We start from the raw sequence: 14479 nt of genomic DNA on the forward strand, positions 1-14479 counted from the left end.
TTCTTTCTTTATAAGTAGTGGTTTAACGGGAAGCAGGTGGCAGTTTGCGCTCTAATGCAAACAGATCTTCTTCCATGGAGGCCATGCGTTGATTCACGGTGGTGCGAGCATCACTGAGAGCCTGATTATATATGTAGGGAGCGAGCTTCGTCATAAACAGATCGAGCACCCCCCAAGCGGCCAGATCGCCAAGTTCTTCGCCGCGTTCCTCTTGGAAATACGACTGGATCGTGCGAATGGCTTCATCCTGCTGTTCTTTGGTCAGCTTCAGCGTGTTCAAGTGGGAATCCCTCCCTATATTTTGTTTTTACTATCATGCTACATGATTCGTGCGAACCCGTCAAAATGGTTTTTGGCCTATCTTGCATACAGGCAATCCGGACTTTGGTGCCGTTCTTTATTGAACTCGTCTCCCGTTAAAGGTATATTTAGATGAAACACTTTGTAATTTCTGAAAGCTCCAATCAATTCATGAAAGGTTTGATACCTGTGGACAATCGTACAACCCCTCCTAACTTTATCAAAAATATTATTACCGAAGATCTCCGGTCAGGAAAAGTCCAGGAAGTCATTACCCGTTTTCCTCCGGAACCGAACGGTTATCTGCATATTGGCCATGCGAAGGCCATCTGGATCAACTTCACGCTGGGCGCTGAATTCGGCGGCAAGACGAACCTGCGCTTTGACGACACGAATCCAGTGAAGGAAGATGTGGAATACGTACAATCCATTCAGGAGGATGTCAAATGGCTCGGCTTTGAGTGGAACGAGAAACGTTTTGCCTCGGACTATTTTGACGAGATGTACAACCGTGCTGTCCTGCTGATCCAAAAAGGAAAAGCCTACGTCGACGACCAAAGCGCCGATGAAATTCGGGAAATGCGCGGCACACTGACCGAACCCGGCAAGAACAGCCCGTATCGTGATCGTACCGTTGAAGAGAACCTGGATCTGTTCGCACGGATGCGCGCAGGCGAGTTCCAAAATGGAGAAAAAGTGCTGCGTGCGAAGATCGATATGGCTTCGCCTAATATCAACTTGCGTGATCCGGTCATCTACCGTATCGCTCATGCACACCACCACAACACTGGGGACAAATGGTGTATCTATCCGATGTATGCCTTCGCTCATCCGCTGGAAGATGCCATTGAAGGTGTGACACATTCCCTCTGTTCCCTGGAATTTGAGGATCAACGCCCATTCTATGATTGGGTTATCGCTGAATGTGAGATGGAGAGCCAGCCGCATCAATATGAATTCGGTCGCCTGAACCTGTCCCAGATGGTAACGAGCAAACGGAAACTGAAATTGCTTGTGGACGAAGGACATGTGGATGGATGGGATGATCCGCGCATGCCAACGATTTCGGGTCTCCGTCGCCGGGGTTACACACCGGAAGCGATTCGTGATTTTGTATTCGAGACAGGCATTTCGAAAAGTCAGGGCGTTATTGACCTGCAAACGCTGGAACATTTTGTCCGTGAAGATCTGAAGCTGAAAGCTCCGCGCACCATGGCGGTTCTGCACCCGCTGAAAGTGGTCATCACCAACTACCCTGAAGGGGAAGTGGAGTGGCTGGAAGCAGAGAACAATGTGGAAAATCCGGAGATGGGCAGTCGTAAAATTCCATTCTCCCGTGAGATTTACATTGAGCAGGATGACTTCATGGAGAATCCGCCGAACAAATACTTCCGTCTGTTCCCTGGCAATGAGGTTCGACTGAAACATGCGTACTTCATCAAATGCAACGATGTCATTAAGGATGCGGAAGGCAATGTGACGGAGATTCACTGTACGTATGATCCTGAAACGAAGAGCGGCAGCGGCTTCACAGGTCGTAAAGTCAAAGGAACCATCCACTGGGTGGAAGCAAGCCAGGCTGTACCGGCTGAATTCCGTCTGTACGAGCCTTTGATCTTGGCAGAAGCACCGGATGCTGATGTAGAACCGGAAGTAGCCGGAGCTGAGATCGTGGAAGAGCAACCGGAAAAAACATTCCTGGATCAATTGAATCCGAATTCCCTTGAGATCGTTCACGGGTATGTGGAGCAAGAGATGCAGGAGGCAAAAGCACAGGATAAATTCCAGTTCTTCCGCCACGGATATTTCAGTGTGGATCCGAAGCATTCGGAGCCAGGCCGCCCTGTATTCAACCGGGTCGTATCGCTGAAAAGCTCGTTCCAACTACCGAAGGCATAAGGTACGTCAAATAAAAGAAGGGCGTCTCCGCAGCAATAGCTGCGTGGAGACGCCCTTTTTCCATAATCTTTTGTTTTCTTATTTTGAACTTTAATATACACCATTAAAAATATAGGGATAACAGCGATTGAAAGATTGTTCTGTCCACGCAGTGGCCTAGTGTAGATCCCAAGGTTCAACCTCTGCGAAACAAAACATTACCCATCCTCATCCATGCTGCCCATCTCGGTTAATACAATAGGCTGGTAGCCATTTCTGCGATTGATCAGCCACATGACGCCAAAACCTGCTGCTCCAATGAGAGAGAAGAAGACGCCAATGTTATACATGACCTCGGCACCGAAGCTCTGGAATAGCCAGCCGCCGAACAAGCCGGCAATGACACCGGATATGCCGCCCCAGGCCATCGTATACACAGCTTGGCCAGAGGAACGATATGGTCTCGGAATAAACAGCATGGTCAGCTGGGTTCCGACATAGAAGTATCCGCCAAACGTAATGGAGTGCATCAGCTGGATAAATACAATCTCCAGGGGATTAACGGCCTCGGCCATCAGCTGCCAACGAACGGCGAATAACAGGCTGACGAGCACGAGACTTGCAAGCAGCATGCTCATTTTTCGTTTCAGGAAGCGATCCAGCAGCAGGAACACACCCACTTCAAGAATGGATGAGGTGAAGATGGCCCACCCGACCATCTGTTTGTTGCCGCCCATCTCTGTTATATAGAGGGACATAAATGTACTATTCATCGCATTCGGAACCGACACCAGCACACCCAGTCCGATAAACGTCATGAAATACGGATTGAACATCACTCTGCCGAAACGGCGGAAGGTCACTACTGGAGTGTCCGACGCGATCGGCTGCCTTGGCAGAAACATGGCAAACGCAAAGGCAATGATAATCAAGCAGGCAAACACAATCGAAACACTGCCGATACCCAATCGGTCGATAAGCGGTCCCGCAGCTGCCGCAGTAAGAGCCCAGCCGAGGGAGCCCCACAGCCGGAATGTACCGAATTTCTGGGTGGTCCCATCGATATATCCGAGAATGAGACTGTTGGTTTGGGCAAACAGCGGACTTTGAAAGAAATAAAAGAAAATCATGGCTCCATAGATCCAGGCATAGGTCGGCGCATGAAAGACCGCTTGGGCCAGCACAAAGGTGCCCCCCATCATCATCATCAGGATGATGCGAATATTGCGGGACTTGTCGCTCCAGAAGCCCCAGAACGGATTGGCAAATAAAGAGACAAAGGGGCCGATCGCCATCAGACTGCCGATTTCCAGCTTGGTCATGCCGATCTCCTGCAGATACAATTGGAGGAAGCCGGCGAAGATGGAGATGGCTCCGTATATGAAAAAGTTATATAGCTTCAGCGAAACCAAAGAGGGATTGCCTCTTCCGGGTGCATATCTGTCCAAATAGAGCCATTCCTTTCAGAATCAATATTCTACAATGTATCATTTGTTGAAAGGGGATTCAATGTATAGAATAAGTTTATTATATGAGAGCCGGAAGGGATGATAACCGTGGACATGAAGGAATGGACTGGCATTATATTGGCAGGGGGCTTATCCAGTCGGATGGGTTCCAACAAGGCACTGCTGCCTATGGATGGCTCCAATGTGCTGGAGCATGTGGCTTCGGCTATAGCTCCTGCAGTATCCCGTGTCATCGTTGCTGCCGGACCCAATGTGGATGCTTATCAAGCGCTAGGTTATACGTGTGTTGAGGATGGCTACCCTGGAAAGGGACCGCTGGCCGGCCTGCATGCCGCACTTGAAGCATCGGAGACCGAGTGGAATCTGGTCTGTGCCTGTGACATGCCTTTGGTCCAACCCTCCTTATTTACCCCATTGCAACGGTTAGCTGTATCGGACAAGACACATCGGGCGATGGTACCGCTCCTGGAAGGACGGGTCCATCCACTGGTAGGCATTTATCATATCGATGTGCTTCCCAGCCTCGAGCAGTGCCTGATCGAAGACCGCTTGCGGGTCACTCGCTGGCTGGAGGAGATCAGGTGTAAGTATGTGGAAGCAGAGGATCTGAAAAGAGCAGGAATCCAGGATGCTGCTGCACAGTTAAGCAATATGAACACGATGCAGGACTATCAGGATTTGGTGGACAAGCGTCCGCCGAGCAAGTGAGCAGTATGTATTACATCTAGACGAGAGCCCGACTTTGACCACACAAGACCTCGTGAGACATCCTCATGGCCCTGTGTGGTTATTGGTTATGATTCCAACAGCTTTCTGGCTGCTTTGGCTAACAGCTGCATTCCACGCTCCATCTCTTCTTCCGAAGCATACGCATAGGAGAGTCTAAGGTGGTCCGCATCGAGGCGGTCGTACAGAAAGCCAGGGTGAATGAGCACCCTATCCTCGAGGCAGGCATGGAACAGCTGACGGATTGAAAGGGAGCGGGCAGTGAACTTGAGCCAGATGTAAAAGCCTCCGGCTGGTTTGTTCCACTCTGCAATGCTGTTGAAGTAACGTTCCAACAGCTCCAACATGAAATCTCTCCGGCGGCGAAGCTCTGGCCGCAGACGCTCCATGTGCCGTGTGTGGTATCCCTCTGCAAACCAGAGTGTGGCCGCTTCCTGCGCCAGTGAACTGGTGCCATAGTCCGTTTGCATCTTGATGTCTGCCAGGCGGCGAATAACTGGCTCAGGTCCTACCAGCCAGCCCAGACGCAGACCAGGGCTAACAGCCTTGGACAGTGTGCCCATGTGAAGCACGCGGCCATCGGTGTCCTTCGCTTTTAACGATAGCGGCGGGGGCGTGTCCAGCCACAGGTCCGTATAGGCAGCATCCTCCAGAATGGATATGCCTCCGGCACGGGCTGCAGACATCAACTCGTTTCGGCGAGTATCACTCATGACGGAACCCGTTGGATTGTGAAAACTCGGTATGGTGTAGAGCAGCGGCGAAGGATGTCCCTGATGAGTGCCTCCCTCGATCATATCTTCCAGACGCGGTATGTGTAATCCACCTGCATCCATGGGAACACCATGCATTTTTAATCCGGCGGATTGAAAGGCATTTATGGAATAGAGGTAGGAGGGCTTCTCCAGCAGGACAGCCGACCCCCGGGGAAGCAGGCCCACGGATATCAAATGCAGCGCCTGCAGCGAGCCCGAGACAATTAGAATGGCACTGGGAGACGCCTGAATGCCGCAGGTCAGCAAATAGTCAGACAAGGCCTCACGGAGCTCCAGGCTGCCTTGAGGCTGAAGGTAATTTAACGTACGGGAGCGTTCCGAGAGGGAACGCAGGATGTCATTGAAGGCCTCTTCCGGCATTAGTTCAGGCGCAAGCTCTCCGGTACCGAGCCGAATGATGCCAGGCTGGAACTCAGCTCGGTTAATGAGCTGTACTTCAGGAAGGTTGGGGTAATACCAGCCTTCCTCAATGGCTTCATTCCAGTTGGGCGGCGTCCCGTGGGCAAGTGCATGCCAGCCGGAACCGGAGACATAGGTTCCTCCGCCGCGTCTGCCTTCAATCATGCCGGCAGCGATCAGGTTGTCGAGCGCAGCGACCAGCGTACTGCGGTTGACGCCCATGGACTGAGCCAGTACACGCTGGGAAGGCAGGCGGTAGCCCGCGGTCCACTCTCCGGTTGTTATTTTTTCACTGATGTATATTTCAATCTGACGGAATAGAGGCAGGGGGATTGCAGGATCAGGTTTCCAGTCAATGCCCTGTCTTGGATCGGGATGCTTCATACGGAGCTAGCCTCCAGTGGGATAAGATGATTCAGGCATTTAGTTGTATACCGAATTTGTACACCAAAATGGTATACCGACAACTATATCATTTTGGTTGGTCTCCTTGCCATCCAATTGGTTGGTCACACGGAAAGTCATCCCCTCTAATATAGAGACATATACAAGGGGGATGAACAATGAGTGTAATTATTCACGCCGTGGTACTGGCGTTTGGCCTGATTCTGCCACTTGGCGTGCAGAACGTGTTTATTTTTAACCAGGGGATGAGCCAGCGAAGTTTACTGCGTGCACTTCCGGCAGTAGTGACTGCTGGTATTAGCGATACATTATTGATTGGAGCTGCGGTAGGAGGGGTGTCCCTCATTTTGCTGCAGTGGCCTCTGCTCTCCGGTGTGTTGTATGCAGGCGGCAGTGCATTTCTGCTGTATATGGCATGGAGCATATGGAAGTCATCCGGAACCGTGAGTGGGTCAGCATCCGCAATGGGTGCAGGACGGCAGATTGCCTTCGCCGCTTCCGTATCCCTGCTTAATCCGCATGCACTGCTGGATACGGTAGCTGTCATTGGCACCAGCTCACTTGAGTATGAAGGGATGGACCGGATTGCTTTTGCCATCACGGCAGCGGCAGTTTCGTGGGTATGGTTCCTTGGACTCGCAAGTGCTGGAAGGTGGATGGGCAGAACAGATACCACTGGACGGATCAGTCGGGTCTTCAACTGGTTATCGGCAGTGGTGATGATCGTGATGGCGGCCATGATGCTGTGGAAACTGATTCGTATGTAATGTTCCGGGAATTTTTGCTCAGAAAAACCCCGCACGCTCTCGTGCGGGGTACATTGTGTTACAAGATGAGCTGCAGCCAGTCGTAACATCCGGTCATGCTGCTGTGTATCATTATTCTGTCTTCAGAATCATGGATTGAATAAAGGACTTCAGTTCCTCACTCACACTGTTCAACTGGTCAATAACCTCGCTGAATTCCGTGACGAGTTCAGCCTGCTGCGTGCTGGACTGGGAGATGGACGCAATCTCCTGCTCCATCTGGCGGATGGAATGCTGCACGTCATGAAGGGAGCGTTCGATATTCACGGTAGCTTCCTTCGTTCCGGTGGACAGCTTGCGCACTTCGGAGGCCACTACACCGAATCCGGCGCCTGCTTCACCCGCTCGTGCCGCTTCAATAGCTGCGTTGAGGCCGAGTAAATTGGTTTGTTCAGAGACTTCCCGGATAAACGAGGCCACTTTATTAACTTCCGCTGCATTTTGAACGGCGACCTTGGTATTGTCCAGAATCTGTGAAGAGGAGGCAGTCAGCTCTTCGGATTGGGCCGCTACAGTTTGGACCATGTCAGTCAGCCTGCTGCTGATGCCGCTGATCAATTCGGTGAAATGTCCAAGCTGCTCTTCGTTTTTGAGGGAGAAACCAATGGCCAGGGTACCCACAATGTTTCCAGCTTCATCGCGCAGAGGCGTAGCTGTGGAATTAAGGGCTGTTCCGTAATGCTGAGCTTCAATATGATTGGCAGAAGTTTCGCCGTTGATCAGGGCGCGGCGCAGTGTAGGATCCTCAAGTGAAATGGGGTCACCTGCCTTAATGCCGAGGTCAAGATCTTCACTGGGTGTATAATACCAGAATTTCTCGGTGTCGGTTACAGCAATCATCAGATTATGTCCCTTAAGCATGATTTTGAAATATGGACTTGCTGCGACCATGGCTTCAACAATGTTCATCCAGTCAGCTCCTATGTGCGGTATATTTGTTTGGTTTTCATTGACTATACATCGTCAGGATCACGAAAATTATGAAGACCCAGAGGGCAATATATATAATCATCTTTTATTGTAACAATTTTAGTAGCAGAAAGGAAAAAGGAAGTCCTATTGTATAGTGATCCTCTTAGGATTTTATGAAAAAAAGCCGCAAAGGATATCTCCTTCGCGGCTTCATAACAAGCTTGGTATTGGCAGCACAACGTGGGTTGAGCTCACTTAACATCCATAATTCCTTCATGTGTCCGTACCCATTATACGGTTTAAAAGAAGGCCTACCCACCGATCTGGGACATGCGCCGTACGGTTGGGGTATGGCTTTGCATTTTTTGCTCGAGCGCCAACGCCATTTCATGGTTCTTCGGCTTCGTGCCGAGTGCCTTGAGGAAGAGGGCAGCCATCGCATCCGGATCATCAACATAGCGGCGAACATTGTACTCATCCGACCAGTACAGGCAGGCCTTGATATGTCCGTCTGCCGTCAGGCGCAGCCGGTTGCAATTATCACAGAAGTGATCGCTAACCGGGTGGATCAGGCCGAAGGTTCCCTGTGAACCAGCAATCTTCATGTTGCGGGAAGGACCATTCCCTGCCGGTCCGGATGTGCTCTCTACGGTCCAGCCTGCTTCCGCACACACATCGGTGACGGTTTCCAGCGGGAGATACGATTTGCGCCATGAATCCGAAGCATGTCCGATGGGCATGTATTCGATAAAACGCACATGCAGCGGTTGATCGATCGTCATCGCAATGAAATCCTTGATTTCATCATCATTGATGCCCTTCATCAGGACCACATTCAGCTTGATTGGCGCAAGTCCAGCAGCCGTTGCAGCTTCAATCCCTTTGAGCACTTTATTGACGTCTCCTCCGCGAGTAATCATGGAGAATCGGTCCGCATGAAGGGAATCGAGACTGATGTTAATCCGGTTTAACCCAGCGTCTTTCAGTGCCTGGGCCTGTTTATCCAGCAGGAGCGCATTGGTCGTCAGCGCAATATCCTCAATCCCGTCGATGGCCGAGATCATGCCAACAAGCTTATGCAGATCCTTGCGTACAAGTGGTTCACCGCCAGTCAGGCGAACTTTGCGCATGCCCATCGGGGCGAGCACCTTGAGCACCTGGGTGATTTCCTCGTAGCTCATAATTTCATCATGCGGGGCGAACTCCATGCCTTCAGCTGGCATGCAGTACACACAACGCAAATTACAGCGGTCCGTAACGGAAATACGGATGTAGTCATGGATCCTGCCAAACGAATCCTGGAGCATTTCCATGCTGACCACCCTTTCATTGATTCAGATTGGAAAGCTTCTATAAAATGAACGATACGACAACGTCGAAATTCAAAAGAACAGTTGCATCAAATTTTAGCTATTTCTCCAATCCACGTCAACGATAACGTCAGGTGGCAGCAATTTTTTGGGGATGAGTCAGCTGGAATTGACCCACGATTTGCTGCAGAAATACAGTGATGGCTTCCACATTATGCGAAGACTGTTGAACATGCATCATGTCACTGAGCAGTGCCATCATCTCGGTCTCCACCTCTGCGGACGTGGAGCGGTTTTGTTGACTGATGGCAGCGATATTTTCCATAAGTCTAACGACCTGATCCACGACCTGTGTCCTTTGCGAATCTTCGGCTGACGCACTTTGCAGCAGTTGTGCAGCTGCTTGAACCAGTGTGCTGCCTTCAGCAAGCACCTGATCTCCCTCATGAATGGAGCGGGCAGCGGTATCGGCTGCGGTAGTGATATTGTTCAGAATCTGATGGATGTCCTCGGTAGAGGAACGGGACAGCTCAGCCAGCTTGCGAATCTCCCCGGCAACGACAGCGAAACCGCGGCCATGTTCTCCGACACGTGCTGCTTCAATGGATGCATTCAGCGCAAGCAGATTCGTTTGAGCGGATATCTCATCGATGGCTGCAAGTGCACGGTAAATGTCCTGCATGGTCTCCATAAAGGAAAGAATTGTGCGGTTGGTATCCTTGACGGTCCCCGAGATCTGCGTCATTTTGCCGCCAATGCGCTCCACTTCCTGACGGGCGACATCAATCTGTTCTGTGGCCGAGGCCTCCAGCTGCTGCAGGGTAAGACGCATATGATCGGCAGCGAGCTTGGCTTGATCGAGATCCTCCAGCTGTTCACGTATGCCGTGGATCATGGACCCAATCTTATGATTGACACGTTCGGTCGTAACTTGGGTCGTTTCGGTGGACGTGCGCATCTGATACTGGTTGTTCATTACATCCACGGTGGCAACCTGAACCTTGAGCATGATGCCTTCGAGCGAGTCAATCATGTTATTAATCCATTTAGCGAGTTCACCGGATTCATCCAGTGCAAAAGCGGATGGTTCCAACCGCTGGGTCAGATCGCCCTGACCCTCCGCGTTGATCCGAATAAACCGGCTGATGCGCCGCAAGTCCTCGTGCACACGTTGATTGTGTCTCCGTTGCAGCTGATCTGCTGTGACCAAACCCAGAATGATATTAAATGCCGCGAGAGCTGCTGCACTCCATGCACTACCTGATAAGGCAAATACGAGGGCAGCTCCCCCAATGCCTGATAAACCGATAAACAGGCTGTGCAGCTTGAACTGACGCCAGCCGATACTGCGTACCCGGTATACTTCCTCCAAATCACCTTCGCACATCATGCCCCATCGATCGGGACAGTGGGGAAGCTGGAAGGTGATGCCTTTGCCGATAACAGAAATGTGACGGTAATCGGAATAGCCCGGATAGGCTGCAAACAGATTTGATCCGTTACGAATGGTATTAGAAACGCCAGGATGCAGCTCCCCAGTGGAAGGGTCGGTGAACATCAACTCCAGTTCGGTGTGCTCTTTGACGGATACAATCCCCCAATTGGTTGTGACACCATCCTTGAGATTTTCGCCATGTGTAAATGTATGATCCTCAAATCGGCTGCGAGACAGAGCAGTTCCTGGCTGCAGATGCGGACGCAGTTTCGACTCGGCCATGAAGAGATAATTGTCTCCCGAATCGGGATAGACATGTCCAGACTCCCGTTGGATCAAGTCCCCGAGTACATCATTGGGGATTCGGCAGCACAGTGAACCGATGTAGCGTCCTCCCTGCAGCAGAGGTTCAATGAACATGAGCGTGACATCATCGTGAAAAGAGGAGGAGCGAGGCCCGATCTCCAAGGTCACTGGGTCCGAATAGGGACCATAGAGACATCTTTTCCCGGCCGCATCTGCTCTGGCATATTTCAAGCCTGGTCCAATGGAAGCTTCGTTATCTTCATAGATCTGCCCAATATGTTTTTTATATGTAGAAAATACAACCTGATTCTGTTCGTCCAACATAAAAATCTCTGTGCTATCTGCTGCCCGGATGTACGCTGCTTTGAAGCATGCATCCCATTTGCTGCTATTTTGTACGATCTGTGCTGTGTCCAGAAGTCCCGCCGACTGGATCTGATGCACGAATTGATCCATATGACGCCACTGTTCATCTGCCCAATCCAGTAGAAGCTGCCGCCTGGTTTCGGCAATTCCCTCAAAAATCTGCTCCACATCATTCTTGATATGTGCGTTCAACCGATATGACCGCCATAACGGCCACCCTTTTCTCCAGCCAAGCCAATCAAACATACAGACCACCCCGATCTTTGAAGTTGAAAGCTTAATTGCACAGCCCTTTCCTGATAAAACGATATGGATGCTGTCATTTCCTAATGAAGTGGTATTCCTATCTTTTCCATATAAAACGTTATACAAGAAAAACGACAAGAATACGAGGGTATATGTCAAATTTTCCGAATATTTATTCAATAAATACAAAGAAACATGCGCTTTTTAAGAAGGACAGGTATGCGAAGGACCTATATTATAGGTCTTAATGTACTGGAATCCGTACCCAGTTCAATACACATGCTCGAATAAGCCATCCATAAAGAACATTGAAATACAGGCTATCTATGCATATCGAATAACGTGATGTCAGATAAACCATCCATGGGCTGACATTGTTCTGAATGAGAATTTGTCTCATTTTACACTGTGTAACATGAACAGGCCCATACTCAAAACAGTCTGTATAATGTAATCTCCGCCCAATGATTTATAGTATTACCTAACTAGAAAAACCTGTTACGTTCGTGAACGCAAACCTTCCATTCGGCCTTGGTGTGAAATGAAACCTAACTTCCCCCGCGAAAAGGAGAATGCCTATGTCATCCATGAACGTCCCCGAAAATCGCCACATTGAAATTGATCATGTATCCGTCGTTTTTGGTACTGGAACCAAACAGGTCACCGCACTGTCTGATGTGACGTTCCATATCCAGTCCAATGAATTCGTCTCGCTGCTTGGTCCCTCAGGCTGCGGCAAGTCGACATTGCTCAGGCTCATAGCCGATCTGCTGCAGCCGACTTCAGGCAGCGTCCGCATTGCAGGTTCGGAACCTGAAAAGGCGCGCCTGCAGCGACAATTCGGTATCGTATTCCAGACGCCAGCCCTGTTTGATTGGCGCACGGTACGTCACAATGTAGAGCTGCCGCTGGAGATCCTGGGCACAAGCAAAAAAGAATGCCGCCGCATCAGCAGTGAGCTGCTTGAGATGGTCGGGCTCACCCGATTTGCTGACCACTATCCTTGGCAGCTCAGTGGAGGCATGCAGCAGCGGGTATCCATTGCCCGTGCGCTCTCGCTGGATCCGCCGCTGCTGCTGATGGATGAGCCGTTCTCCGCGCTGGATGAATTCACGAAAGAAAAGCTTCAACTGGAACTGCTTGAGATCAAGCGGTCCACGGGCAAAACCTTCCTCTTTGTCACGCACAGTATCCCCGAAGCCGTATTTCTGTCAGATCGCATTATTGTCCTCTCGGCACATCCCGGGCAAGTACATTCCATTCACTCTGTGGCGCTGCCTTCGGATCGAACCAATGAACTGAGAGAGACCGAAGACTTCTACCACATGCTGACCACCATTCGCAATTGTTTTCATGAGGAGCGTGATCCGGGCCATGTCCCTGCGCTCATTTAAACTGGATTACCGATCCTGGATCGTGATATGGATTCTATCCCTATTACTGCTGTGGGAGGGTATAGCTTGGATTCTCCACATGTGGATGTCACCGCAGCAAGCTGCATCCCGTCTGCCTTACCTTCATGACGTTCTTGCCGCACTGGTTCGCTACTCGGGCACTCTCGCTGAGCAGGGGGCAGTGACGTTCGGCAATGCAGCGATTGGATTCGCAGGAGGAGCAATACTGGGGCTGATGCTGGCGCTTCTAATGAGTGCGGCCGTCTGGCTGGAACGGACTTTATCTCCCTATGTTATCTCCTCGCAGATGATCCCAATTATCGGTCTCGCACCGATCGTATACGGCATTATTCATCATGCAGAATGGGCCAGGATCGTCATGGCGGCTTATGTTACATTCTTCCCCATTGTCATTCACGCGCTAAAAGGGTTAAAGAGCGCCGCACCGGAGCATCTGGAGCTGATGCGTTCGTGCGGAGCCTCGCTGACGGCCAGATATATCAAATGCCTGCTGCCTTCTGCCCTACCAGGACTGTTCTCCGGCATGAAAATCGCTGCCCCGCTAGCCGTTACTTCTTCCATCGTCGTTGAACTGATGGGTGCACCGGATGGACTCGGTGTCCTGATGGTCAGTTCCTTGTATTATGGCAGTGCCCAAGTCGGCATGTTCTGGGCTACGATCATGCTTAGCATCGGCATTGGCCTAATCTCGTATCTGGTCATCAGCCTGGCCGAACGGTGGTTAACGCCTTGGCAGCCCGAATTCAGAGCGAAGGGAGGGAACGCGGTATGAGCGAAGGGGTAATGGTAAACCGCAGCCGGGAGGAGAATGGAACAGCTGCGGTGTCCGGCTCTGCGTCTCTGCCCGGTTCAGCTATGGCTGCTTCCGTCCCCGAATCGGAAATTCAGGGGCAGCAGGGACAAGCAGAACAGGAAAGGCCAGTCGGTACTGCACGGAAAAAGTGGACCATTTTGCATTTGCTCCCCTGGCTGGCCGGCCTATGTTTTCTCGCCATGTGGCAGTTCCGGTTGTTTCATCAATTATTTTCCCTGGAAAGTTACCAGCTTCCTGTACCTTCAGCCATTGCAGCATCCATCCGGGATAATGCGGAAATGCTCTTCCGATATGCCCTATATAGTGGAACGGAAATGCTGGGTGGTTTCCTGCTGGGTTCCCTTCTGGGGGCGGTCGCAGCCGCAGGTGCTTCATTCTTCCCCATCAGCGGCAAGGCAGGGATCGCGGTGATGTCGGCTCTTAACGCAGTGCCGATTGTTGCACTGGCGCCCATCATGAACAACTGGTTTGGGGACGGCATCTGGTCACGGATTGCCGTAGTGGCAGTCATTACGATGGCAGCCATGGCAGTCAGTCTGTTCAAAGGGCTCACTTCAATACAGCCGCAGTACGGTGAGCTGCTGGACGGACTGGCTGCAAGCCGTATGCAGGTGTTCCTGAAATTGCGCTTGCCACACGCCATGCCGTCCCTCTTTGCCGGACTGAAGATCAACATGTCCACCAGTATTATCGGTGCCATTGTCGGCGAATTTTTTATCGCTTCCCAAGGTCTTGGATATTTGCTGTCGGATCAGATTCGACTCGCCAACATGCCGCTTGCCTGGTCTTGTATCGTCATTGCCGCCGCTCTCGGCATCGTGCTCTATGAAGCCGTTGTACTGGCGGAGAAGCGGCTCATTCCATGGAACCGTGTGCGCACTAACGCATAACCCTCACCATCGTGCGGGAACACCAC

At 51.1% G+C, this 14479-nt stretch carries 12 protein-coding genes; 6 read left to right on the top strand and 6 right to left on the bottom strand.

Going from position 1 to position 14479, the window contains the following annotated elements:
* Nucleotides 1-22: 22 nt before the first annotated feature.
* A complete protein-coding gene (locus AC3WQ3_RS02220; protein ID WP_154894790.1) occupies nt 23-280 on the bottom strand; it encodes a DUF2164 family protein in 258 nt (85 codons plus the stop codon).
* Nucleotides 281-471: 191 nt separating this feature from the next.
* On the opposite strand from AC3WQ3_RS02220, the gene AC3WQ3_RS02225 reads away from it, so the two are divergent.
* Nucleotides 472-2199: a glutamine--tRNA ligase/YqeY domain fusion protein gene (locus AC3WQ3_RS02225; protein ID WP_492471336.1), complete on the top strand. Its 1728-nt coding sequence runs from the start codon at nt 472-474 to the stop codon at nt 2197-2199.
* Nucleotides 2200-2396: 197 nt separating this feature from the next.
* Here AC3WQ3_RS02225 and AC3WQ3_RS02230 read toward each other — a convergent pair whose 3' ends face one another.
* A complete protein-coding gene (locus AC3WQ3_RS02230) occupies nt 2397-3626 on the bottom strand; it encodes an MFS transporter (RefSeq protein WP_492471337.1) in 1230 nt (409 codons plus the stop codon).
* A gap of 114 nt (nt 3627-3740) precedes the next feature.
* Between AC3WQ3_RS02230 and mobA the strand changes: the two genes are divergently transcribed.
* The gene (gene mobA / locus AC3WQ3_RS02235; RefSeq protein ID WP_492471338.1) at nt 3741-4355 is read left to right on the top strand and encodes a molybdenum cofactor guanylyltransferase; all 615 of its coding nucleotides are present in this window, start codon (nt 3741-3743) and stop codon (nt 4353-4355) included.
* 86 nt (nt 4356-4441) lie between these two features.
* Here mobA and AC3WQ3_RS02240 read toward each other — a convergent pair whose 3' ends face one another.
* A complete protein-coding gene (locus AC3WQ3_RS02240) occupies nt 4442-5932 on the bottom strand; it encodes an aminotransferase-like domain-containing protein (protein ID WP_492471339.1) in 1491 nt (496 codons plus the stop codon).
* A 179-nt stretch (nt 5933-6111) separates the two neighbouring features.
* Here AC3WQ3_RS02240 and AC3WQ3_RS02245 point away from each other — a divergent pair, with 179 nt between their 5' ends.
* Nucleotides 6112-6720 (top strand): LysE/ArgO family amino acid transporter, encoded by a 609-nt coding sequence (locus AC3WQ3_RS02245; protein WP_492471340.1) that lies wholly within the window; start codon nt 6112-6114, stop codon nt 6718-6720.
* 111 nt (nt 6721-6831) lie between these two features.
* On the opposite strand, the gene AC3WQ3_RS02250 is transcribed toward AC3WQ3_RS02245, so the two are convergent.
* The 3 genes from AC3WQ3_RS02250 to AC3WQ3_RS02260 all read right to left on the bottom strand — a co-directional run bounded on the left by AC3WQ3_RS02250 (nt 6832) and on the right by AC3WQ3_RS02260 (nt 11334).
* Nucleotides 6832-7668 carry a methyl-accepting chemotaxis protein gene (locus AC3WQ3_RS02250; protein WP_492471341.1) on the bottom strand — a complete coding sequence of 279 codons (837 nt, stop codon included), beginning with the start codon at nt 7666-7668 and terminating at the stop codon, nt 6832-6834.
* Between the two features lie 314 nt (nt 7669-7982).
* Complete coding sequence (gene moaA / locus AC3WQ3_RS02255; protein WP_095291142.1) at nt 7983-8984, bottom strand: GTP 3',8-cyclase MoaA; 1002 nt, start codon at nt 8982-8984, stop codon at nt 7983-7985.
* 127 nt (nt 8985-9111) lie between these two features.
* On the bottom strand, nt 9112-11334 hold the full coding sequence (locus AC3WQ3_RS02260) for a methyl-accepting chemotaxis protein (protein ID WP_492471342.1): 2223 nt from the start codon (nt 11332-11334) through the stop codon (nt 9112-9114).
* A 578-nt stretch (nt 11335-11912) separates the two neighbouring features.
* Here AC3WQ3_RS02260 and AC3WQ3_RS02265 point away from each other — a divergent pair.
* Genes AC3WQ3_RS02265 through AC3WQ3_RS02275 form a run of 3 tightly spaced genes read left to right on the top strand, consistent with a single transcriptional unit; the run spans nt 11913 to nt 14453 of the window.
* A complete protein-coding gene (locus tag AC3WQ3_RS02265; protein WP_492471343.1) occupies nt 11913-12728 on the top strand; it encodes an ABC transporter ATP-binding protein in 816 nt (271 codons plus the stop codon).
* A complete protein-coding gene (locus AC3WQ3_RS02270; protein ID WP_492471344.1) occupies nt 12709-13521 on the top strand; it encodes an ABC transporter permease in 813 nt (270 codons plus the stop codon). Before AC3WQ3_RS02265 ends, AC3WQ3_RS02270 begins: the two co-directional genes overlap by 20 nt.
* Nucleotides 13518-14453 carry an ABC transporter permease gene (locus AC3WQ3_RS02275; RefSeq protein ID WP_492471345.1) on the top strand — a complete coding sequence of 312 codons (936 nt, stop codon included), beginning with the start codon at nt 13518-13520 and terminating at the stop codon, nt 14451-14453. The genes AC3WQ3_RS02270 and AC3WQ3_RS02275 overlap by 4 nt, the downstream gene beginning before the upstream one ends.
* The last annotated feature ends 26 nt before the right edge of the window (nt 14454-14479 follow it).

The sequence above is a fragment of the Paenibacillus sp. FW104-T2 genome (assembly GCF_058789975.1).